At 62.9% G+C, this 23284-nt stretch carries 21 protein-coding genes; 16 read left to right on the top strand and 5 right to left on the bottom strand.

The annotated features are described in order from the left end of the window. The first annotated feature begins 32 nt into the window (after positions 1–32). The 10 genes from gspG to hrpB all read left to right on the top strand — a co-directional run bounded on the left by gspG (position 33) and on the right by hrpB (position 10475). Positions 33–473 carry a type II secretion system major pseudopilin GspG gene (gene gspG, locus DWU99_RS11700; RefSeq protein ID WP_115478245.1) on the top strand — a complete coding sequence of 147 codons (441 nt, stop codon included), beginning with the start codon at positions 33–35 and terminating at the stop codon, positions 471–473. A gap of 83 nt (positions 474–556) precedes the next feature. Then, positions 557–1009, top strand: a complete 453-nt coding sequence (locus tag DWU99_RS11705) for a GspH/FimT family pseudopilin (protein ID WP_115478503.1) — start codon at positions 557–559, stop codon at positions 1007–1009. Then, positions 1006–1428 (top strand): type IV pilus modification PilV family protein, encoded by a 423-nt coding sequence (locus DWU99_RS11710; protein WP_115478246.1) that lies wholly within the window; start codon positions 1006–1008, stop codon positions 1426–1428. The genes DWU99_RS11705 and DWU99_RS11710 overlap by 4 nt, the downstream gene beginning before the upstream one ends. Continuing rightward, positions 1425–2096, top strand: coding sequence for a prepilin-type N-terminal cleavage/methylation domain-containing protein (locus tag DWU99_RS11715; protein ID WP_115478247.1), 672 nt, complete (start codon positions 1425–1427; stop codon positions 2094–2096). The genes DWU99_RS11710 and DWU99_RS11715 overlap by 4 nt, the downstream gene beginning before the upstream one ends. Next, positions 2093–2956, top strand: a complete 864-nt coding sequence (locus DWU99_RS11720; RefSeq protein ID WP_115478248.1) for a type II secretion system minor pseudopilin — start codon at positions 2093–2095, stop codon at positions 2954–2956. The genes DWU99_RS11715 and DWU99_RS11720 overlap by 4 nt, the downstream gene beginning before the upstream one ends. Then, positions 2953–4110, top strand: coding sequence for a PilN domain-containing protein (locus DWU99_RS11725; RefSeq protein WP_115478249.1), 1158 nt, complete (start codon positions 2953–2955; stop codon positions 4108–4110). Before DWU99_RS11720 ends, DWU99_RS11725 begins: the two co-directional genes overlap by 4 nt. Further along, on the top strand, positions 4107–4760 hold the full coding sequence (gene gspM, locus DWU99_RS11730; protein ID WP_115478250.1) for a type II secretion system protein GspM: 654 nt from the start codon (positions 4107–4109) through the stop codon (positions 4758–4760). The genes DWU99_RS11725 and gspM overlap by 4 nt, the downstream gene beginning before the upstream one ends. Beyond that, a complete protein-coding gene (locus DWU99_RS11735; RefSeq protein WP_115478251.1) occupies positions 4757–5464 on the top strand; it encodes a general secretion pathway protein GspN in 708 nt (235 codons plus the stop codon). Before gspM ends, DWU99_RS11735 begins: the two co-directional genes overlap by 4 nt. Positions 5465–5467: 3 nt before the next feature. After that, positions 5468–7888 (top strand): type II secretion system secretin GspD, encoded by a 2421-nt coding sequence (gene gspD / locus DWU99_RS11740; RefSeq protein WP_115478252.1) that lies wholly within the window; start codon positions 5468–5470, stop codon positions 7886–7888. 94 nt (positions 7889–7982) lie between these two features. After that, complete coding sequence (gene hrpB, locus DWU99_RS11745) at positions 7983–10475, top strand: ATP-dependent helicase HrpB (RefSeq protein WP_425476814.1); 2493 nt, start codon at positions 7983–7985, stop codon at positions 10473–10475. Positions 10476–10483: 8 nt separating this feature from the next. On the opposite strand, the gene DWU99_RS11750 is transcribed toward hrpB, so the two are convergent. Continuing rightward, entirely contained in the window at positions 10484–11467 is a 984-nt protein-coding gene (locus DWU99_RS11750; RefSeq protein ID WP_115478254.1) for an NAD(P)H-binding protein, read from the bottom strand. Positions 11468–11559: 92 nt separating this feature from the next. Here DWU99_RS11750 and DWU99_RS11755 point away from each other — a divergent pair, with 92 nt between their 5' ends. The 3 genes from DWU99_RS11755 (at position 11560) to DWU99_RS11770 (ending at position 16679) form a co-directional block, all read left to right on the top strand. Then, positions 11560–12483: a LysR family transcriptional regulator gene (locus DWU99_RS11755; protein ID WP_115478255.1), complete on the top strand. Its 924-nt coding sequence runs from the start codon at positions 11560–11562 to the stop codon at positions 12481–12483. A gap of 78 nt (positions 12484–12561) precedes the next feature. Further along, complete coding sequence (locus DWU99_RS11760) at positions 12562–13260, top strand: ArsR/SmtB family transcription factor (protein ID WP_115478256.1); 699 nt, start codon at positions 12562–12564, stop codon at positions 13258–13260. Between the two features lie 743 nt (positions 13261–14003). Continuing rightward, complete coding sequence (locus DWU99_RS11770; protein WP_158543277.1) at positions 14004–16679, top strand: PKD domain-containing protein; 2676 nt, start codon at positions 14004–14006, stop codon at positions 16677–16679. Positions 16680–16760: 81 nt separating this feature from the next. Here DWU99_RS11770 and DWU99_RS11775 read toward each other — a convergent pair whose 3' ends face one another. Then, on the bottom strand, positions 16761–17465 hold the full coding sequence (locus DWU99_RS11775; RefSeq protein WP_199535780.1) for a TetR/AcrR family transcriptional regulator: 705 nt from the start codon (positions 17463–17465) through the stop codon (positions 16761–16763). A gap of 80 nt (positions 17466–17545) precedes the next feature. On the opposite strand from DWU99_RS11775, the gene DWU99_RS11780 reads away from it, so the two are divergent. Further along, positions 17546–19084 carry an MDR family MFS transporter gene (locus tag DWU99_RS11780; protein ID WP_199535781.1) on the top strand — a complete coding sequence of 513 codons (1539 nt, stop codon included), beginning with the start codon at positions 17546–17548 and terminating at the stop codon, positions 19082–19084. 2 nt (positions 19085–19086) lie between these two features. Here DWU99_RS11780 and DWU99_RS11785 read toward each other — a convergent pair whose 3' ends face one another. Genes DWU99_RS11785 through DWU99_RS11795 form a run of 3 tightly spaced genes read right to left on the bottom strand, consistent with a single transcriptional unit; the run spans position 19087 to position 21589 of the window. Continuing rightward, positions 19087–19806, bottom strand: a complete 720-nt coding sequence (locus tag DWU99_RS11785; protein ID WP_115478261.1) for a pseudouridine synthase — start codon at positions 19804–19806, stop codon at positions 19087–19089. Between the two features lie 56 nt (positions 19807–19862). Then, entirely contained in the window at positions 19863–20633 is a 771-nt protein-coding gene (locus DWU99_RS11790; RefSeq protein ID WP_115478504.1) for an ABC transporter permease, read from the bottom strand. Between the two features lie 5 nt (positions 20634–20638). After that, positions 20639–21589 (bottom strand): ABC transporter ATP-binding protein, encoded by a 951-nt coding sequence (locus tag DWU99_RS11795; protein WP_115478262.1) that lies wholly within the window; start codon positions 21587–21589, stop codon positions 20639–20641. A 95-nt stretch (positions 21590–21684) separates the two neighbouring features. Here DWU99_RS11795 and DWU99_RS11800 point away from each other — a divergent pair, with 95 nt between their 5' ends. Together DWU99_RS11800 and DWU99_RS11805 are read left to right on the top strand one after the other, a co-directional pair. Then, positions 21685–22431, top strand: a complete 747-nt coding sequence (locus DWU99_RS11800) for a ferredoxin--NADP reductase (RefSeq protein ID WP_115478263.1) — start codon at positions 21685–21687, stop codon at positions 22429–22431. Between the two features lie 446 nt (positions 22432–22877). Then, positions 22878–23270, top strand: a complete 393-nt coding sequence (locus tag DWU99_RS11805) for a hypothetical protein (protein ID WP_147292919.1) — start codon at positions 22878–22880, stop codon at positions 23268–23270. The last annotated feature ends 14 nt before the right edge of the window (positions 23271–23284 follow it).

Here is a 23284-nt window from a genome sequence, read left to right on the forward strand (position 1 = left end):
TGTTCATGCGTAAGAAACGGAGAAATCACCCCATGCAGTACAGATATTCACGAACCCGGTCCCTGCGTCACCCCCGCCGCAGCGCCGGTTTCACCCTGCTGGAAATGCTGGCGGTGATCGTGCTGATCGGCATCGTCGGCGCCATCGTGGTGCGCCAGGTCGGCAGCAGCGTGGACAAGGGCAAGTACGGCGCCGGCAAGGCGCAGCTCACCACGCTCAGCCAGGCGATCGATGCCTATTCGCTGGATAACGGTTCGCCGCCGGCGCAATTGGGGGATCTCGTCGCCAAGCCTGCCAGTGCCACCAACTGGCAAGGCCCCTATGTGAAGCCTTCGCAGCTCAAGGATCCGTGGGGTCACGACTTTGGCTACAAGTATCCCGGCGAGCACGGCAATTACGACCTGATTTTCTATGGTCGTGACGGCAAGCCCGGCGGTGACGGTTACGACGCCGACGTGGGTAACTGGCAGTGACAAACCGCAGACCGATCATGTGTGTCGGATCGCGGGGCGAAGCAGATTCGCCCCGGTTCGCCGCCGTGCATCGGTCGCCCTCGCTGCGTGGCATGCGTGCGTTCACGCTGCTGGAGATGCTCGCAGTGATCATCCTGATCGGCATCGCGGCTGCCGCGGTATCGATTTCCGTCGCGCGCGGGCTGGCCAGTGCGCGCATCAACGCCGCCGCGGGCGAGCTCGCGGCGGCCCTGCGCGCCACGCGCACGCAGGCGATCATGCATGGCCAGCAACGCATCTTTCAGGTCGATACGCGCGAAGAGACGTATCGCGGCGCGGACCGTCGCGACGTGCGTCTGCCGAAAGGCCTGGAGCTGTCGGTCACCAGCGCGACCAGCGACCAGACCGGCGGCGACGTCGCCCGCATCCGTTTCTTTCCCGATGGCAGTTCGACCGGCGGACGCATCACCTTGCGTAGCGGCCGGCGCGAATGGCACGTCAATGTGTCGTGGCTCACCGGCGCGATCAACGTGTTCGACACGGGGACGCACACATGAACGCACCGCGGCGTCGCACACGCGGCTTCAGCCTCATCGAGGTCATCGCGGCGATCCTGTTGCTGGCCATCACGTTTGCGGCGCTGATGGAAGTGGCGGGCGGGTCGATCCGTCTTTCGCAGAACGCGGCCGAATACAGCCAGGTCGCGCTGTGGGCGCGCTCGCTGCTGGATACGCGCTACACGCTCGATCCGATCCAGCCGGGTGTGAGCGAAGGCCACTTCAATAGCCGCTATCGCTGGCGCTTGCAGGTCACGCCCTGGACGGTTCCGGGCGTTCCGCCGGCGGGCAACGGCAGCAGCACGCAGATGTATCGGCTCGATCTGGACGTGATGTGGGGCGTGGAGCCCTTCGAGCGTCGCGCGCATTTCAGTACGTTGCGCATCGGCAGCAACACATCGGCAACACCTGCGCCATGAAACGCACAGCCGGATTCACCTTGCTCGAAGTGCTAGGCGCCATGGCGCTGCTGGCGCTCTTGCTGCTGGGCGTGTATTCCGGCGTTCGCTCGGCCACGCACACGGTGCAGGCCGGCACGGTGAAAATCGAACAGCTCGACGAAGTGCGCTCCGCGCAACAATTTCTCCGCCGCGAGCTGGCGCAAGCCATGGCGCAACCCATCGCGCACGACAGCGATGGCAACAATATCTATTTCGTCGGCAGCGAAAGCGAGATGCGCTTTGTCGCGCCGTTGCCGGGGTATCTCGGCAGGATGGGACCGCAGCTGATCCAGTTGAAACTGGTTCCCGGTGACAAAGGCAAAGGCGAGCGGCTAGAAGCCAGTCTCGCCGTGCTTCCGCCGGACGGCAGTGCGCCCAAGCCCTTGGGCGATCCGCAGGTATTGGTCGACGGGATCAAGGGCGGCGGCTTCAGCTATCGCGGCGTGAACCAGCAAGGCCAGCCGATGGATTGGCAGAGCGACTGGAAATACACCGGCACCATGCCGAACGTCGTCAGCATCCATCTTTCGCTCGACAATGGCCGAGAGTGGCCGCTGATGAGTGCCAGCCTGCTCGTCAATCCGGCGGCGACGCAAGGGCCGGGCAATCTGCTTCGCGGCTTGCGGGGCCCGGGAGTCGGGCCATGAAGCGCACGCAACGCGGTGTCGCATTGCTGGTGGTGATGTGGGCGTGCACGCTGCTCGCCATCCTGCTTGGCGGCTACGCCACACTGGCGCACAACGAAGGTCAGCAAGCCGGTTACCAGTTCAACCAGGCGCGTGCGCACTACGCGGCCGAGGCAGGCCTGATGCGCGCCATCTATGCGATGCAGGCGACGAACGTCGCCGATCGCTGGATCGGCGACGGACGTGTCTATCCCTTCGTGTTCGACGGCGCCAAGGTCGGCATTTCGGTGATTTCCGAAAACGGCAAGGTGGATCTCAACGCCGCCACACCCGATGTACTGGCCAATCTGTTCCATGCGGCAGGCGCCGATCCAGTGCGGGCCGCGGCCGTCGCACAGGCGGTGGTCGACTGGCGCAGCTTTGCGATATCCCCGCAGCAGTCGTCGCAACGCGCCGCTGCCTACGCCGCGGCAGGGCGCGATTACGGCCCCCGCAACGGCCCGTTCGCCAGCGTCCAGGAACTGCAGATGGTGCTGGGCATGGACCCCGCGCTCTATGCGGCCGTCGCGCCCTACGTCACCATCTGGTCCGGCAGGTCCAGCCCGGATCCGAACACCGCCCCGCTGCTGGCGCTGGCATCGCTACCGGGCATCGATCTGCAACATGCGGCGGCGATGATCGCTGCTCGCCCGCCGGCGGCCGCGGCCAATGCGGTGGCGGGTCTGGCCGGCAACAATGGCATCACGCATAGTATCCGGTCAGAGGCGGTGCTCGCCGATGGAACGCGTGCTGTTTTGCATGCCACGGTACGCTTGCAGGGATTTCGACAGGGTTCGCAATCTTTTGCGGTGTTGCGCTGGCAAGAGGGGGATGAGGAGTGAATTCCGCTACGCAGACACTGCGACCGCAGATCGATCGCGTACGCCGCGCATGGCGCGGCTCGCCGATGCCGGCCTTCATGGCCTGGTGGGGCGGCGAGTTGCGCGCCCTGCTGCCGGCGCGCTGGCAGGCGTTTTTCCGCGGCGGCGATGTCTGGTGCCTGTTGCGTCATGAAGACAGCCTGTGGCGTGTGCACCGCAGTGGCCAGAAGGAAAGCGCTCCACCCTGGAGCGATGCGCTCGATGCGCCCGCGCAACAGGCGATGCTGAACACGGCCGTCGCCGGCGTGGATCGTCAGGATCTGCGCCTTGCGCTGTGCCTGCCTCCAGAAGGTGTATTGCGCCGTCGTCTCCTTTTGCCGGAGGCGGCACGCGACAACCTGCGCCAGATCGGCGCGTACGAAATGGACAGGCAAACGCCATTCCGCACCGAGCAGGTCTACTACGACCTGCGTGAAGTGCGCGGGTCCGCACCGGCAGGCCGCATCGCCGCCGAATTGATCGCCGCGCCGCGCGCTCTGGTGGATGCCAAGCTTGAGCGCCTGCGCAATGCGGGTATCGCCATCGACGCCGTGGATCTGTGCGACGGCGACGCCCGCCTGGGTGTGAATCTGTTGCCGCCGGAGATGGCGCGCGTGCATCGCGATCCGCGTCGACGCCTTAATTTGGCACTGGCCGCGGCAGCCATCGTCCTGCTGTTGTTGTGTCTGGGAGAATGGCTGCACAACCGGCAGGAAGCGCTGGCTGCCATGCAATCGCAAGTCGACGACATGCGCGCCGATGCGCAGAAGATTTCCGAACTTCACAAGCAGCTTGAAGACAGCAGCGGCGCGGCGGGTTTCCTCGCGCATCGCAAGACCGACTCCGTTGCCGTGGTGGATGTATTGCAGGATCTGACCGCGCGCATTCCGGACGACACCTGGCTGGAACGTTTCACCATCGACAGCAGCGGCCGGGTCGGCATCCAGGGACAAAGCGCGAAAGCGGCGTCGCTGATCGATACCTTGCAAAGCAGCAAGCAGATCACGGGAGCGAACTTCCAGGGCGTGATCCAGCGCGATCCGGCGACCAACAAGGAGCGTTTCTACATGGATGCGCAATTGCGCATGCCCAGCACCAAGCCTGCATCAAGCAGCAGTGCGGGAGCCGCACGATGAATCTCAGACCCATGAAACCCGCAGAAAGCCGCATTGCCGCGATCGGCTTGCTGGTGCTGGTCGTGCTGCTGGCCTACTTCGTGCTGCTGCATTGGTGGTTCGTCGCGCCGTTGCGCGACATCGACAGCCAGATGGACGACCTGCGCGACACGCAGAGCCGCTACGCCGCGGCGATTGCTCAGAAACCGCAGTTGCAAAAGCGCCTGTCCGAGCTGGGCCGTGATTCCGCCGACAGCAGCACCTTCCTGTCGGAGACCGATCCCAATGCCGCCGCGGCGAGTCTGATGCAGCGCGTCGTCGACGATGCCGCCGCGCATGCGCAGGAAGGCAGCTGCGAAGTCAGCCAGAAGATGCCGGTGGCCAATCCCGCCGTGACGCCGGGCGATCCGTACAAGAAAGTCGTGGTGAGCATCAGCCTGCACTGCGACATGCAACCGCTGATCGGATTGTTGTACACGCTCGAAAAAGGCAAGCCGTATCTCTTCGTGCAGGACTTCAGCGTGTACCGCAATCCGCTGGTGGCCGCGCAGAAGAGCGGCGCCGCACCGCTCGAAGTGCAGTTCACGCTTGGCGGTTATGTGCATGCGCCGGCCGGTACCGGTTCCTCGGCGGACGACAATCGGGCGTCGTCGGGAGGCGATCAACTATGAACGCTGCCGCGCAACGCCGACTTACGCCTTCACTGGCCGCCATCGTGGCGATCTTCGGCATGTTGCTGTTGTCGCTTCTGTTTGGCATGGGCCGCGGCGTGACTTGGAATCCACCGCGCGTCACGCCGCCCTTGCCGGCGGTGCATAACGTCGCCTTGCCGGCGCCACCGGCGCTGGATAGCTACGCGCAGGTCTGGCTACACCCGCTGTTCAGCAGCGACCGCAAGCCGATCGTCACCACCGGCGGCAGCGAAGGCGTCAGCCTGGGTGATCTGCAGCTGACGGGCGTCATCATTACGCCGAAGCTGCACATCGCCCTGCTGGGCCCTGCGCACGACAACAAGGGCGACGACAGCGGCGAGGTGCGCGTGCGCGAGGGCGCCATGCTGCCCGACGGCACCTGGAAGCTGATCAAGGTGCTGCCGCGCTCGGCGATTTTTGCTTCCCCGAGCGGGCGCACGGAACTGAAGCTGCCCGCGGGCGCTCCCATCGATCAAGCCGCCTCAAGCGCAACGGCAGGCGCCATTCCGATGAACGGCCCGCCGGGTCCGGGCGGAGCGATGCCGGCTCGCCCGATGCCACCGCCGCCGCCTGGCGCGGGGCCACCGCCGAACGATGCACAGTCACAACGATTGCAAAGACTCAGGGCCGCCATTCAAAAGCAGCGTTCCGGGTTGACCCCAAACGCTCAGGGAGACCACTAATCCATGTCACACACGCGCATGCAACGTTGCCGACGAAACGGCCTGCAGGTCGGCGCCATCGCGCTGGCCATCTTCCTGAGCGGTTGCGCCTCCAACAAGCCGTTGGTGAAGCCCGATCTCACGCTGGAGCGCGAAGCCGTTGCCGGTACGGAGAAACCGGCGCCGCAGCCGCAGTCGCTCAATAACAAGCTCAGCAACGGTACGCCGGCGCCGGCGGTGGCCAGCATCAGCACCGGCAGCGGCCAGTTCGTACACCCGACGGAGCTGTCGACGCCACGCCCGGGTGCTGCGGGCAGCGGCGCGGTCACCTTCAACTTCGAAAACCAGCCGGTACAGGCGGTGGTGAAGGCGATCCTGGGCGATCTGCTGCAGCAGAACTACACCATCGTGCCGGGCGTGCAGGGCAATATTTCCTTTTCCACCTCCGAGCCGGTGGACAGCAGCCAGGCCATCCCGATCCTGGAGACGCTGCTGTCCTGGACGCATAACGCGCTGATCAAGACCAATGGCCGCTATGTGGTGATGCCGGACAAGGATGCCGTGCAAGGCAATGTCGCGCCGAGCCTGGGTGCTGTCGCGCCGACGGGTGGTCTGCAGGCGCGCCTGTTCCCGCTGCACTACATCGCCGCCGACCAGATGCAGAAGCTGTTGAAACCTTTCGCACGGCCGGATTCGATCCTGCTGGTCGACAATTCGCGCAACGTCATCGTGGTGGCCGGCACGCCTGACGAACTGGCCAACTACGACCGCACCGTGCGCACCTTCGATGTGGACTGGCTGCGCGGCATGTCGGTCGGCGTGTTCAATCTGCAGCACGCCACCGTCGATGACCTGATGCCACAGCTCGATGGCATGTTTGGCACCAAGGGCGATACGCCGCTGGCCGGCATGCTGCGCTTTATCCCGATCAAGCGCACCAACGCCCTGGTGGTGATCAGTACGCAGCCGAACTATCTCACCGAAGTCGGCAACTGGATCGCCAAGATCGACCTGGGCGGCGGTAACGAACCGCAGTTGTACGTTTACGACGTGCGCAACATCAGTGCTTCGGATCTGGCGCATTACCTCGCGCAGATCTACACCGACAATGCTGGCGGCGGCAGCAACGACCGCGGCGGCGGCGTGGCGCCGGGAGCAGGCGGCGCCACCACGCTTGGCATCGGCAACAATGCCGGTGGCTCGGCGAGCGGCATGGGCAGCACGGCCGGGAGTTTCGGCAGCTCCACCACGGGTGGCCTTTCCAGTGGAATCGGCGGTACGTCCGGATCCAGCTCCTATCCGTCGAGCTCGACCACGGGCGGTGGATTCGGTAGCACGTCGACAGGTGGCATTGGCGGCAGCACGGGCGTCAGCGGTGTGGGCACGAACGGCGGGCTGGCGAACAATAGCAGTCAGGAGCAAGGTTACAGCTCGAAGGACGGCAGCATCCGCATCAGCTCCGTGGACGCCAACAATCAGCTATTGGTGCGCGCGCGCGCGGCGCAATGGCAGGAGATCCTTGGCGCCATCAAGCAACTCGACGTAACGCCGATGCAAGTGCAGATCGAGACCCGTGTGTTCGAGGTGGATCTGGTAGGTGATCTCCAGTACGGCGTGCAATGGTATCTGCAAGGATTGGCTGGCGGCTCGGAGAATTCCAACGGCGGTTTCACGCCGGGCAACCCGTACTCGCACCGCATGATTGGCCTGGGTGGCGGCATCGGTGGCCAGTCAACCTCAACCAACTCGTACGGCGGGCAGCCATTCTTCTACTCCTTCCTGAGTTCGAACGGAAAATTCCAGGTGGCCATCAACGCCCTGGAAAGCAGCCAGAACACCAAGACGCTGTCGGCACCGTCGCTGGTCGTGCTCAACAACCAGGTGGCGCATATCGAGGTAGGCAATCAGATTCCGATCAACCAGACCTATTACACCGGACTGGGTACCACCTCCACGGCGACCACGGTGGGTCAGGTGCAATACCTTCCCACCGGCATCATTCTGGATGTGCAGCCGCGCGTGAATCCGGGTGGGCTGGTCTATCTCAATATCGATCAGCAAGTCAGCGCCACCACGGGTGCGGCCAACAGCCAGGGCAACTACACGATTCAGCAGCGCCAGATCGCAACCCAGCTTGGCGTGCAGAATGGTCAGACCGTGCTGCTCGGCGGCTTGATCCAGCAGCAGAACTCGGACAATGGTCAGGGTGTTCCGTGGTTGAGCGATATTCCCATACTGGGCAAGCTGTTCGGCTCAACGGGCAAGACCAAGAGTCGCACCGAGCTGATCGTGCTGATCACGCCGCGCGTGATTACCGACAGTGACGACGCCAAGCAAATTACGGACGACTACCAGAACGGCTTCGAATCACTGGCGCCGTTGCGTGGACAACCCGCGCCCGCCGCTGCACACGCCCCGGCATCGACAACGCCGCTTCGGCAGTAAGCGTTGCGTTCATGCATGCCTCCTTGCGAGGCATGCATGACGCAAGTGCGGTAACAACCTCGGCGCCATTATCATCGCGCGCATGAATGCGCCGATGTTTCCGATCACCCCCATACTGCAGGACATCCGCACCTCGCTGGCTTCACGGCCTCGCCTGGTGCTGGAAGCGCCGCCCGGTGCCGGCAAGACCACCCAGGTGCCGCTGGCGTTGCTCGACGAGCCGTGGCTGGGAGGCAAAAAGATCGTGATGCTGGAGCCGCGTCGTATCGCGGCGCGCGCGGCGGCACAGTTCATGGCGCAGCAACGGGGCGAGCCGCTTGGGCAGACGGTCGGCTATCGCATTCGCTTCGAGTCGAAAATCAGCGCGGCCACGCGCATCGAGGTCGTCACCGAGGGCATTCTCACCCGCTTGATCCAGGACGATCCAGAGCTCACCGGCATCGGCGCCATCCTGTTCGACGAATTCCACGAGCGACATCTTGCCGGCGATCTCGGTGCGGCGCTTGCGTTGGATATCCAAAGCACCTTGCGTCCCGATCTGCGCATCGTGGTGATGTCCGCCACGCTGGACGGCGAACGCATTGCGCAATGGCTGGACGCGCCGCGCATCAGCAGTCCGGGGCGCAGTTTTCCGGTGCGTATCGATTATCCGCCGGCACGCACGCAGGAAAGCGTGGAACACCATTTGGCGCGCATCGCGCGTCAGGCTCTCGATGAAAATTCCGGCGACGTATTGGCATTTCTGCCGGGACGCAGGGAGATCGCTCGCGTACAAGCGGTGTTGTCGCAGAGCCTGCAGCATGACGACGTGGAAATCGTGCCTCTGCATGGCGAACTGTCGTTGGCCGAGCAACAACTCGCCTTGTCGCCAGCGGAGAAAGGCATGCGACGCATCGTGCTCGCCACGAACGTCGCCGAATCCAGCGTTACGCTGCCGGGCATCCGCGCGGTGATCGACACGGGCCTGGCGCGCGAGCCGCGCTTCGATCCCAATTCCGGTTTCACGCGCCTGGAAACGGTGACGATTTCCCAGGCGTCGGCCGATCAACGTGCCGGTCGTGCAGGTCGCGTCGCCGAAGGTGCGGCGTACCGGCTGTGGGCGCAGAGCCGCCGCCTGGATCCGTCGCGTACGGCGGAGATCGCACAAGCGGAATTGTCGGGCCTTGCCTTGGAACTCGCCGCTTGGGGCAGCGCAGAACTGCCATGGCTCGATCCGCCGCCCACCGGCGCCCTGGCGCAGGCGCGTGACTTGCTGGCGCGCCTGGGTGCGCTCGATGCGCAGCAGCGCATCACGCCGCTCTCACGCCGCATGCTCGAGCTGGGCGCCACGCCGCGCCTCGGTGCTGCCGCGTTGCGCGCGCCGGAGAACTTGCTCGCCCTGGTTGCCGATCTGCTGGCCTTGATGGAAGCGCGCTCGCCGATGCGCGGCGAACTCTCGCGCAGCGATGATTTCCGTATTCGCGTTGCCGCCTTGCACGCCTGGCGCGATCGCCGCAGCGCGACCGGGCACGGTGGCGGCGCGGATGCAGGGGCACTCGCGGCGATCGAACAGGCGAGCAAAGGATGGCGTCGTCGTCTGGACGTGCGCACTGCGGCGAGCGGCGTGCCGCACAGTCACGCCGTCGGCGATCTCCTGCTGCACGCGTTTCCCGATCGCCTGGCGCGCCAGGACGAAAACAATCCGCTGCGCTACACCCTGGCCAACGGACGCGGCACGCGTCTGCACGAACAGACCGCGCTGATGGGCGAACCATGGCTGGTTGTGCTGGATCTGCGCCACGAAGCGCGCGACAGCCTGATTCTTTCCGCCGCACCCTTCGATCCGCGCGTGTTGGAAAGCGACTATCCGGATCAATTCCAGCGTGTGCGTAGCGTGCGCTGGAACGACGATCGGGCGGCGGTGGAAGCCTTCGAGGAGCGCCGCTTCGCGGCCATCGTGCTGGAGCGCCGCAGCGTTCCCGTGCAGGAAGAAGACGCCGTGCCCGCACTGCTCGCGGCTATCCGCCATCGCGGACTGGATGCACTGCCGTGGAGCGAATCGGCGCGACGCTTGCGCCTGCGCATGCAGTCTCTCGGTACGTGGATGCCCGAGCTTGGCTTGCCCGACGTTTCCGATGCACGTTTGCTCGACACACTCGAAGACTGGCTGGCGCCGTATCTGCAGGGCAAGCGCAAACTCGATGCGCTCTCCGCAGACGATCTCTCGCAGGCGCTCGCCACGCAATTCGACTATGAGCAACGCAAGCAACTGGATGCGCAGGTTCCCGACAGCCTGACGGTGCCCAGCGGACAGGCGCGGCGGCTTGAATACAGCCCAGGCGAGCCGCCGGTGTTGGCAGTAAAGCTGCAGGAATTGTTCGGCCTCGCCGATACGCCGCGCGTTGCCGGCGGCAAGGTGCCCGTCACCTTGCACCTGCTATCGCCGGCGGGACGTCCCATCCAGGTGACGCAGGATTTGAAAGGCTTCTGGGAGCGCACCTATCCCGAAGTCAAAAAGGAACTGAAGGGGCGCTATCCCAAGCACCCCTGGCCGGACGATCCTTGGACAGCGACGCCCACGCACCGCGCCAAGCCGCGCGGTACGTGATGCACGACTCACACGGCGGCTGTCGCGGACCGGCTCGCTGACGGGAGACAACCGATGCCTTTGAGCGTGGTGTGCACGGCTTCATCGATCGGCGTGTACGGTTTGCCGCCGAGGAACGCGACGAGCTTGCTGTCGTCCAACTGCACCGGGCCTTTCCACAGGTAGCGCATCTTGCGCAACTCGCGCAGCGTTTCCATGAACGGTGCGAGCAACGCCGTCAGCCACCACGGGAAATGACGCAAAGCCATGCGCGGATTGTCGGCGGCGCGGCGCACGACCTCGGCCATGGCGTGACCATCCAGCCAATAGCCGCCGAAGTGGAACACGTCGAAGTCCGCCAGTTCGTGTTCCCGATCGAGCAGCTTCGCGATGGTTTCGCCCACGTCCGGCAGATACGCCCATGCGTGGCCGATGCTGTACTGGCCGGGATAGCGCATGACATTCACCGGCTTGTTCGGCTGCAGCAGTCCCTGCGCAAACCAGGTGCTGCCCGCGTGCGGGCCGATGAAATCGCCGCAACGCAGGACAAGCGTGCGCACGCCGATGCGCGCCGCCGCGGCGAGTCTGCGTTCCATCTCCACACGGATTTCGCCCTTGCGCGTGGTGGGATGTTGCGGCGATTCCTCGCGCAGCAGCGGAAAGGCATCCGGTCCGTAGTTGTAAACCGTACCGGGCAACACGATGCGCGCGCCCGCGGCTTTGGCGGCTTCGATGGTGTTGTCCAGCATGGGCAACACCACCTTGTCCCAGCCGCGATAACCGGGCGGATTCACCGCGTGCACGATCAAGCTCGCGCCCTTGGCCGCTTCGAGTACATCGGCGGCATGCATCGCGTCGCCCTTGATCCAGCTGATGCCCATGGCATTGCGGTCCGCCGGCGGTGTGCGCACCAGGGCGCGCACCTGCCAGCCATGCCGCTTCAGGGCCAGGCAGGATTCGCGGCCGATGCCGCCGTTGGCGCCGATCACCAGTGCCGTCTTCGAGGTGTTCATGTCGTCGCTCTCCGTTTGGGATGGACAAAGTCTGGGCCGGGAGAGGGCCAAAGAAAATTGCCTAATGATGTAGATCTGCTATACAAATATGCATGGCAAAGACCGAACCCGGCTGGGAGCTCTATCGATCCTTTCTCGCCGTCATGCGCGAGGGGAGCCTTTCCGGCGCGGCGCGTTCGCTGGGCATGACGCAACCCAGCCTCGGACGCCACATGCGGGAGCTGGAGGAGGCGCTGGGCGTGCCGCTGTTCGCACGCTCGCCGCAAGGATTGGCGCCCACCGATCTCGCGCACGAACTGGTGCCGCATGCGCAAGCCATGGCCTCATCATCGGCGGCGCTGCGTCGTGCCGCATCCACACGGCAGGATGCGATCTCCGGCGTGGTGCGCATTACCGCCAGCGAAGTGATCGGTGCCGAAGTGCTGCCGCCCATCCTCGCCGCATTCCGGCAGCAGCATCCGGGCATCGTGATCGAGTTGTCGCTTTCCAACCAGGCGGAAGATCTGCTACGCCGCGATGCCGACATCGCCATCCGCATGGTCCGGCCTACGCAAGCTGCGCTGGTGGCGCGACAGGTGGGCAAGATCGCGTTGGGCATCTTTGCGCACAAGCGCTACCTCGAGGCGAACGGAAAGCCGCGCACTATCGCGGATCTCGCTGCGCATGCCCTGATCGGCTTCGATCGCGAAACCGCATATATCCGCAGCATGCGCCCGGCGGGCATGCCTTACGCGCGGGAAAACTTTGCGCTGCGCACCGACAACGACCTGGCCGCGCTGGCTGCGATTCGCGCAGGCTACGGCATCGGCGTTTGCCAGACCGGCCTGGCGCGCCGCGATCCCATGCTCGTGCATCTATTCGCCGACAGTTTCGCGCTGCACATGGATACGTGGGTTGTCATGCATGAAGATCTGCGTCGCAGTGCGCGCACGCGAGCCTTGTTCGATCATCTTGCCGCAGCGTTGAGCGACTACACGCAACAGCCCGCACGACGAGCTGCCGCGCGAAAGCGCTGAGTGCGAGATCGGCTTGCGCCAGGCAACGTTTCGTCGTGCGACGAAGCGTTCCCGGCGCTCGACGGTTAGACTGCACGCATGACCGAAGCCAGTCCGCTCAGCCGCTACCAACTTGCCGAGCTCGGTGCGCTGCTTGCCGAGCCCGCGCGGGCGGCGATCCTGCTTGCACTGATGGATGGCACGATGCGTCCCGCCGGCGAGCTGGCGAAGATCGCCGGCGTCAGCGCCGCAACCGCGAGTGCGCATCTGAAGCGATTGCTCGACGGAGGTCTGCTGAGTTTGCACGAGCAGGGCAGGCATCGCTATTTCCGGCTGGCCAACGATGATGTCGCTGCGTGGCTCGAAGCGATGGCATTGCCGCATGCCTCGCGCGCCGTACCCGTCGCCGCGATCCGCGACACGGCGTTGTGTCGTGCTCGTACGTGCTATCGACATCTCGCCGGACAACTGGGCGTAGCACTCTGCGAGGCGTGGCTGGAGCGAGGTTGGCTGCTAACGCAAAGTGAAGGCATATGCCTGCTTCCGCACGCGGCCGATGCCCTGGTGCAAGCGGGTTTGCAGGCAACCCCGGCGCTACAGCTCCTGCATTTGCGGGGACGCGGCTGTCTGGATTGGACCGAGCGTCGCTTGCATCTGGGCGGACCGCTGGGTGTCGCGATTACTGGCGCCATGATCGATGCGGGATGGTTGCGGCGCGCCCATCGCAATCGCGCCTTGCTGCCGACACCGGATGGTTTGCGTCGTCTTGCCGAGCTCGGTGTGCACATCCAAACCTGATGGGTCGAGCGGCACGTCAGCATCCGTTCATGCTTTTTGACGCGATGCGCGGGGTTGTGCGAGCGAACGTATGAAAGTTTGGATCGTGCGAATGCGAAGTCATCGTGCAGTCTTGATGACCTTTCGTGCGATGGTTGCTTGCGCAAACCTTGCTATGCGGACTCCTGATCGCTTGCGTCAACGACTTGACGGTCATCGTGCGAAAAATGCCGTGTGATTCACCTCTTCACATTCACATCGCCTCGATATGGAAGTTGCAGATAAATAAGCGTTTCACAATGTCGTGACGAAACACAAAAAGCTGCGCATCGCATTGCTATCGATATCACTTAGCAAGTTTATGAGAACCTGTCGCGCGTTTATTTTTGTGAAGAAAAAGCGCTTGTTTTTGGCTATTTTGTGATGGCGCGTTTTTGCCAATAGGTTCTTGTTTTTCAACTTGACGAAGGTTTGTTCGACAGATAGTTTCGATTGCATTCGTCGTGGGAGCATGCGGCGAATGATTCCGTAACGACGTCACCTTTCCTGGTATATCGCGCGTCGTTTGAGTGTTGCGTCGGCACTGCCTGCAATGGGAACGCAGGGGGAGCAGCAGCAGCCGGGACTCGGGAGTCGCTGGGCAATCTGGTGAAACAAACGGCGTCGCGCGCGAGCGCGACTTTACTGTTATGGGGTACGCGCGACCTCATGAGGGTCGTTCGTCCCCAAATTCCTGGGGAATGGAAATGCCAAGCAATTTACGCATGAAAACGCTGATTGCCGCGTTTGGTCTAGTCGCGATGAACTCCGTGTACGTCGTGGCGAAACCAGTGGCGGACAATACAGCTGCTGTATCCGCACCTAGCTCTGCGATGGTGAGCCTGCATCCCGCGGTCGCCTTGCGAAACGGCGATCAGGTGGTGGGGCCGTTGGCTTTCTCGCAGCCTATGCATGTAGTCGTCACGCTGAAGTTGCGTAACGAGCAACAACTCGACAGTTACCTGGCCAAGCCCGGCTTCAAGCCACTGACTTCGGACCAGTTCAACGCGCAATACGCACCGACGGCGGAGCAGGCACAGGCCGTGGCCGATTATCTGACCAAGGCCGGCTTCACCAACGTACAGATCGCGCCCGATCACGAGCTGGTGCAAGCCGATGGCCACGCCGATACGGCGCAGGCCGCGTTCAATACGAGCTTCGTGCACGTGAAGACGCACGACGGCCGCGACGCCTATGCCAACAACAGTGCGATACAAATTCCTGCCAGCCTGCAGGGATCGGTCAACGCGGTGCTCGGCATGCAGAACGTGCATACCGCGCATGTTTTCGCCAAGCGGCTGAATCCCCATGTGGCGCATGCCAACACGCCGCATCCCTTTGCGAGTGGCTCGGCAGTGGGACATCAACCGTCCGATTTCGTGTCGATCTATGGTGCGAGCGGATTGCCGAACGTCACCTCGGTGCCGGTGGGGTCGGTCTCCGAAGGCGATATGAGCAATGTGCAAAGCGACGTCGCGTCGGTCGATCCGGGCGTCACGCTTACGCTCAAGGGCAGCACGGGCGGCAGTGACACCAGCGGCGACGCCGAATGGGATCTGGACAGCCAGGACATCATCGCGTTCACCGGCGTGAGCCAGTATTACTTCTACGTCGCCGCCTCGCTGACGGATGCCGACTTGCAGACCGATTACGCGCAAGTGGTGTCGGACAACATCATCAAGGCGATCGACGTCTCGCTTGGCGAATGCGAAACCGATGCGCAATCGAGCGGCGCGGCCGCATCGAACGACACCACCTTCAAGCAGGCTATTGCGCAGGGCCAGACCTTCTTCGTTTCCGCCGGCGACTCGGGTGCGGACGAATGCGGTAACGGCACGCTCACGCCGAGCTGGCCGGCCAGTTCGCAATACGTGACGTCCGTGGGCGGCACCGAGGTGTACACCAGCGGTACCACGACCTGGTCGAGCGAAACGGTGTGGAACAACAACAGCGAAGGCGAAGGTGCGACCGGCGGCAGCCCCAGCACGTTCGAGCCGATTCCCAGTTGGCAGAAGGGCGTGGTGGGCGTCACCAACCAGACCTATCGCGGCGTGCCGGATATCGCGTATGACGCGAGCCCGGACAGCGGCGCACTGGTCACGGTGGACGGCCAGGCCGATCAGCAGATCGGCGGAACCAGCCTTGCCGCTCCGCTCGCTGTGGGCATGTGGGCGCACGTGCTGCAGGCCAACGGCACCAGCCTCGGTTTTGCGGCGCCGGTGATCTACAAGGTGGCGCAATCGTCGGTCGCCAATTACGCGGCGTCGTTCCACGACATCACGTCCGGCAATAACGATAGTTCCGGCGAAAGCACCGGCGAGAACGCAGCCACGGGTTGGGATTACACCACCGGTTGGGGTACCGCCATCGTGAGCCAGCTGTCGAGCCTTGCTGGCAGTGGCAGTTCGCCCGGCAATCCAGTGGCCAACTTTACCGATACCGTCAGCGGACTGACGGTGAGCTTCACCAACACCTCCACGGATAGCGGCGGCACCATCACCTCGTATGCGTGGAATTTCGGTGACGGCAGCACCTCCACTGCGGCGAGTCCGAGCCACACGTACACCGCCGCCGGCACGTACACGGTGTCGCTGGAAGTGACCGACAACACCGGTGCCACCAACACCAAGACAGGTTCCGTGACGGTATCTTCCGGTTCGGGCGGCCACCCGGTTGCAAGCTTCACCGACAGCGTGAGCGGGCTGACCGTGGCGTTCACCAACACCTCGACGGATACCGGCGGCACGATTACGTCGTACTCGTGGAACTTCGGCGATGGCGGCACTTCCACCTCGGCCAGTCCCTCGCATACCTACACGGCGGCCGGTACCTACACCGTCTCGCTGTCGGTGACCGATAACACCGGTGCCACCAACAGCTCAAGCCAGTCGGTGACGGTGAGCGGCAGCACGCCGGTGCAGGTCATCAAGAACCCGACCTTCACCAACGGCACATCGTGGACGGAGACCTCGGGCGTGCTCTGCAGCAACCAGAGCAGCAGCGCGTATTACTGCCAGGGCGAGAACCCGTACACGGGCAACTGGTTCATGTGGCTGGATGGCTACACCGTGTCGCATACCGATACGGTGTCGCAGTCGGTGACGATTCCGTCGGGTCACGCCACGGCGACGCTGCAGTACGAGCTGCATATCGATACGACCGAGACATCGTCCAGCGCCATCGACACGCTGACCGTGCAGGCCATCAACAGCAGCGGCGTGGCGACCACGCTGGCAACCTATTCCAACCTCAATGCCTCATCGGGCTATGTGGCCGAATCGGTGAATGTGAGCTCGTTGATCGGCCAGACCTTCACCCTGAAGTTCACGGGCAAGGAGCGTCCGCGCAATGGTGCGGAAACCTCGTTCGTGCTGGGTCAGGTTCAATTGAACGCGCAATGAGCATTTGACGTTGTCACTTGCAAAAGCCCCGGCCGATATCGGTCGGGGCTTTTTTGCGAACGATAGCGAGGCGCGATCGAATTACTTGCAGGGTGTAATGCCGTGCGAGATCAAGGCGACTGCATGGCGGGCGATATCCGCGGCGCTCAATGTCATGCCGGGAACATCCTTGCCCCACGACTTGGTAGCAACGAGCGGCACAACCGTCAGGCCGAAAATCGACATGAACAACAGCGAAGGTTCGATATCGGGATTGATGCGACCCTCGGCCTGCCATTGTGTGAGGCAATCGATAGTGGCTTGGTGATGCAGCCTGCCGTAGCGCTTCACCATGCGCTGGCGCAGCAAACCGTTGTCGCTGAATACCTCGCGCATCCATAGTCCGGGAAACCATGGGTGTTCGGTGGCGGTCTGCATCAACCGCTCCGCGAGTCGTGTGATCACCGTGACCGGATCGCCCGCGTGCACGTCGAACGTCTTGCCGATCTCTGCGCGACGCGGCTGGATGCGCTCGTCGATCAGCACGTCCAGCAGCTGATCGCGCGTCTTGAAGTAGTAGTGCAGCATCGCCGGCGTGACGCCGGCTTCGCGCGCGATCGCCGACAGCGGCGTGTCGGCGATGCCATATCGTGCGAACAAGTTCAGTGCCGTATCGAGCAGGCGATTGCGTTGTTCCGGGCCAGCGGCGGAGCCGGAAGGCCGGCCAGGACGGCGCGGCCCGGACGAACGCCGCGACGCAGCTTTCGGCTTGGGTGCGGGAAGTTTCTTGGCAGTGGGTGCCGCCATGGTCATCCGGTCCATTGACTGAACTGTACGGTGCACTATATATTAATCAAGCAATTAATTAATTTCAACGGGCCCCGATCATGAGCGCCGATACGCCAATGCACGCGGAACATTCCCGGACGGCTGTGGAGCAGCCGCGTGCGCACGCGCACGAGCATCCGCCGATCAGGCTGCTGTTCTCGGCATTGTTGCTGGTCATGCTGCTGGCGGCGCTGGATCAGACCATCGTGTCGACCGCGCTGCCGACCATCGTGGGCGAGCTGGGCGGCCTGGAGAATCTCTCGTGGGTCGTCACCGCGTATCTGCTCACCTCGACGATCGTGGTGCCGCTCTACGGCAAATTCGGCGATCTGTTCGGCCGGAAGATTGTTCTACAGGCCGCCATCCTGCTGTTTCTGGGCGGCTCGATACTGTGCGGCCTCGCGCAGGACATGACGCAGCTGATCCTCATGCGCGCGCTGCAAGGCCTGGGCGGCGGCGGTCTGCTGGTTGTGACGATGGCGGCGATCGGCGACGTGATTCCGCCGGCCGAGCGTGGCCGCTATCAAGGCATGTTCGGCGGCGTTTTCGGTCTGGCGACAGTCATCGGTCCGCTGATCGGCGGTTTCCTGGTGGAACATCTTTCCTGGCGCTGGATTTTCTACATCAACCTTCCGCTCGGCATCGTGGCGCTGTTGGTGATCGGTGCCGTCTTCAAGCCGCACACCGCGCACGTGAAGCACGAGATCGACTACATGGGCGCCGGCTTTCTGGCCACGGCGCTGACCTGCATCATCCTTTTCACATCGCAGGGCGGTGTCGTGCTGCCGTGGGATTCGGCGCAGTTGTGGTTCACCCTGATATTCGGCCTCATCGCGCTGGGCGGGTTCATCTATGAAGAGAGCAACGCGTCCGAACCGATCATTCCGTTGCACTTGTTCAAGGAGCGCACGTTTTTGTTGTGCTGCCTGATCGGCTTCATCATCGGCACGTCGCTGTTCGGTTCGATGACCTTTCTTCCGTTGTATCTGCAGGTAGTGAAGAACTCCACACCATCCGAAGCGGGCATGCAGTTGCTGCCGATGATGTGCGGCCTGATGCTGACATCGATCGTGAGCGGGCGGCTCATCAGCAAGATCGGCAAATACCGGATATTTCCGATCACAGGCACACTGATCGCATGCCTGGCCATGGGGCTGCTCGCGACGCTCGACAACGACACATCGGTCACCTTGCTCTATCTGTATATTTGCCTGCTCGGCATGGGGCTGGGCATGGTGATGCAGGTGTTGATATTGGCCGTGCAGAACACCGTGGAATTCAAGCATATGGGCGTAGCGACGTCGGGGGCGACGCTGTTCCGTTCCATCGGCGGCTCGATCGGCGTGGCGGCCTTCGGCGCCTTGTTTACCAACCGCTTGCACACCCAGTTGGCCGACACCATTCCGCGCAATGCTGTGCTACCGCATTCGATGGGACCGCAAGGCGTGCATCACTTGCCGGACGCAGTACGCCACATTTATCTCGATGCTTTCGGCGGCGCGTTGCACATGGTGTATCTGGTTGCCGCGTGCGTAATCATGCTGGCGTTCGCGTGTGCGTGGCTGCTCGAGGACGTGCCGCTGCGCAAGCGGCATTGATCTCACCACTGTGTGCGGTGCGGTAGCAGACCTTTCAGCTCGGCATCGGTGAGGTTGCGCCACTGGCCCGGTTTCAGATGGCCGAGTTTGACGTTGATGATGCGCACGCGGCGCAATTGCGTCACGCGATAACCGAACTCCGCGGCCATCAGGCGGATCTGCCGGTTCAATCCCTGCGTCAGCACGATGCCGAAGCCGAACTTGGCGATCTTGCGCGTGCGGCAGGGCTTGGTCATCTGTCCACGGATGCGAACGCCGCGCGCCATGCCGGCGAGGAATTCATCGGTAACGGGCTTGTTGACCGCGACCAGGTATTCCTTCTCGTGATGATTCTCGGCGCGCAGGATCTCGTTGACGATATCGCCATTGCTGGTGAGCAGGATCAGCCCTTCGGAATCCTTGTCCAGCCGCCCGATCGGGAAGATGCGTTCCTGATGGTCGACGAAGTCGATGACGTTGCCGTCAACGCTCTGATCGGTGGTGCAGGTAATGCCCACCGGCTTGTTCAGCGCGATGTAGACGGCACGCTTGGCCGAAGGCGTGCTGGCGAGGATGCGCGCACGCACGATTTCACCGTCGACGCGAACCTCGTCGCCTTCGAGCGCCTTGGCGCCCGTGCTTACGACTTCGCCGTTGATGGTGACGCGCCCGGCAAGCAACAGCTCGTCCGCCTCGCGGCGGGAGCAGATGCCTGCCTCGCTGATGTATTTATTGACGCGCATGGTTCAGAACCTTGGCAGGCCGCTACCGCCGCGGGCCGTCGGCATGTCGGAGAAGGTCACGAACGCAGACCGACGCCGCGCTTGAGCAGATTCAGCGCGACGATCGACAGCCCGATCACGAACCCCAGCATCACCACGAACGCGATGCCCACCTGTACGTCGCTGATCCCGAGCACGCCGTAGCGGAATGCATTGACCATGTACAGGATCGGATTGATGCGCGAGATGGCCTGCCACGGTTCGCCCAGCATGCTGATCGAGTAGAACACGCCACCCAGATAGGTCAGCGGAGTAAGCACGAAGGTCGGCACCAGTGCGATGTCGTCGAACTTCTTCGCGTAAATCGCATTCACGAAGCCGGCCAGCGAAAAGATCGTGGCGCCGAACAGCACCGACAGGAAGGTGATCAGCGGATGCGCCACCTGCAACTTGGTGAAGAACAGGGCGATCAGCAGAACCAGGGCGCCGACGACAAGGCCGCGCGCCACGGCGCCGGTCACGTAGCCGAGCAGGATCACCCAGTTCGGCATCGGCGACACCAACATCTCCTCCACGGAGCGCTGGAATTTCGCGCCGAAGAACGAGCTGGAGATATTGCCGTAGCTGTTGGTGATGATGCTCATCATCACCAGCCCCGGCACGATGTATTGCATGTAGCTGAAGCCGCCCTGGATGGTGCCGATGCGGCTGCCGATCAGCTTGCCGAAGATCACGAAATACAACGTCATCGTAATCGCCGGAGGAATCAGCGTCTGCGTCCAGATGCGCATGATGCGCACGATTTCGCGACGTACGATCGTATGCAGGGCGACAAGGTTGCCGGACATATTGCTCACGCTACTTTCTCCTTGCTCAGCTCTTGCCGGCCGTTTTCGACGAGTCGCACGAACAGCTCTTCCAGGCGATTGGTCTTGTTGCGCATCGACGTGACGGTGATGCCATGCGTGCCGAAGGCATCGAACAAGGTGTTCATGGGCTGCGTGCGCGGCATCTCAGCTTCCAGCGTGTGCTCGTCGACACAGCGAAAGCTGATGCCGGGCAGGGAAGGCAGTGTGTTCGGCAGGTCGGTGACATCGAACACGAAGGTTTCCACGTCCAGCTTGGACAACAGGTTCTTCATCGTGGTGTTCTCCACGATGCTACCGTGATCGATGATCGCGATGTTGCGGCAAAGCTGCTCGGCTTCTTCCAGATAATGCGTGGTGAGGATCACCGTGGTGCCGGCGGCATTGATGCCGCTGATGAATTGCCACATCGAACGGCGTATCTCGATATCCACGCCCGCGGTGGGCTCGTCGAGAATCAGCAGGCGCGGCTCGTTCATCATCGCGCGCGCGATCATCAGTCGGCGCTTCATGCCGCCGGAGAGCATGCGTGCCTGATCCTGCGCCTTGTCCCACAAGCGCAGCTCTTTCAGGTATTTCTCGGCGCGCTCGGCGGCGATCTTGCGCGGAATGCCGTAGAAGCCGGCTTCGTTCACGCAGATGTCGAACGGTTTCTCGAACTGGTTGAAGTTGATCTCCTGCGGTACCAGGCCGATCAGCTTCATCGCTTCATTGCGCTGCTTGTTGACGGACACGCCGAAGATCCGCGCATCGCCTTCGGTGGAGTTCACCAGCGAGGAGAGGATGCCGATCAGCGTGGATTTGCCGGCGCCGTTGGGGCCCAGCAGCGCAAAGAAATCGCCAGGCTGCACCGTCAGGCTGATGCCTTTGAGTGCCTGGACGCCGTTGCCGTAGGTTTTGCGCAGATTTTCGACGACAAGCGCGGGGGAGGGGGACATGAGCTGCACCGTGGGGGCTAGCCCTTTATTATAGCGGGCCTTGTCCAGCCGACCGGTTCATCCCGGCGCACTCACTGTTTCTCCGGGAAATCCGCATGGCCGAACACTTCACCCTACGCCTCGTCGACAGCCGCATGCTGGCCTCCACCGTGCGGCACCTGGTGTTCGAGCGCGTCGACGGGCAGCCCCTGGCCTTCATTCCCGGGCAGTTCCTGCAGATCCACTTTCATTACGACGACGGCACCGCCACCAAGCGCAGCTACTCGGTCGCCAGCGTGGGCGATGGAGGCTCGCCGGTTCAGCGCATCGAGATCGCGGTGAGTTATGTGGACGGCGGCGCGGCCACCAAGCTGCTGAGCGGCCTGGAGATCGGCGGCACGATCGAGGCGAGTGGCCCCTACGGGCGCTTCTGCCTGCAGGACTCCGATACGCACCCGCGTTATTTGCTGCTGGCGACCGGCACCGGCGTCACGCCCTATCGCGCGATGCTTCCTCAGTTCGAGAAGCTGCTGGCGCACGGCCAGCGCGAGGTCGTGCTTCTGTATGGCGCACGCAATGAAACGGAACTGCTTTACGGCGAGGAATTCGAAGCGTTTGCGCAGGCAAACCCAGGCTTCACGTTTCATGGTTGCCTGAGTCGGCAGCCGCGTGCCGTGCCGCGTCCCCATGATCGTCAGGGGCACGTGCAGAGCGTGCTGGCTGAATTGGCGCCTGCCGCTCAGCGTGACATCGCTTATCTGTGCGGCAATCCCAACATGGTCGATGCCGCTTTCAATGCGCTGAAGGAATTCGGTCTGCCGATTCCGCAGATTCGCCGCGAGAAGTACATCTCGTCCCGCTGAGCATGGGCGTGAAAGTTCTTCATCGGGCCTAAAGCGCGTCGAAATTTTGCCGATAAGGGAAGTGCGGGACATGACAGTCCTGCGCAAACGTCATCGTCATGACGCGTTGGAGCTAAAAACGTTGTCTCGCGACGGTTCAACTGCCCTTGAGCCGTGGTGAAGTGCGGTCGGATGTCGATGTTTACCGCGACGGTTTGCCAACGCATCTTTCAGTGGCAAGAAGTTGCCGATAACCAATTGTTTCACAAGGAATTCACGCCACCAACACAATTGCCGGCATTGCCCTCGCGCGCAAATCTTCTGACGGCCAAATCACACGAAGAGTGTGATGCATTTCTCAATTTCATCACTGGAGTCGGCGGAGCCTCTTAAGGCCGGTGCGCCGCGGCCGATGGTGCCTATACAGGTACCCGCGATACGCGTGGGCGCCGGTGGAGGGCAGCATTATGCGTGGGCCGCACTGGTTTGTTTTGGCAAGTTGTTCAGTCGCGATGATGTTCGCGTCATCTGCCGCGAAGGCAAGCGGTGGCGGAACGATCGAAGGCGGAACAATCACCTTCGTCGGCGCTGTGGTAGAGCCGACGTGCAGTGTTGCGGGCATGCATGACGACGTGAGTCTGGTCGTCAGCGCTGCGCAGACGCATCCGTCGCTTCAGCGAAGCTGTTCTGAACCAACGACTACGGGTGCAGTAGCGAATGCGTCCCGGCCCTACGACGTCGACGTCGTGCATCTGTCCGGTTCGGAATCCGACCGGGTGCTCAAGTACTTCGCCAATTATGTTCGCGCCGCCCAGCCCAGCTCGGCGGATCCGGTGTTGCTAACGCAGACCTATGAGTGATGCTTGGGATTTAT

Origin of the sequence: Dyella psychrodurans, assembly GCF_003363265.1 — a bacterium.
Classification (GTDB): Bacteria; Pseudomonadota; Gammaproteobacteria; order Xanthomonadales; family Rhodanobacteraceae; genus Dyella_B; species Dyella_B psychrodurans.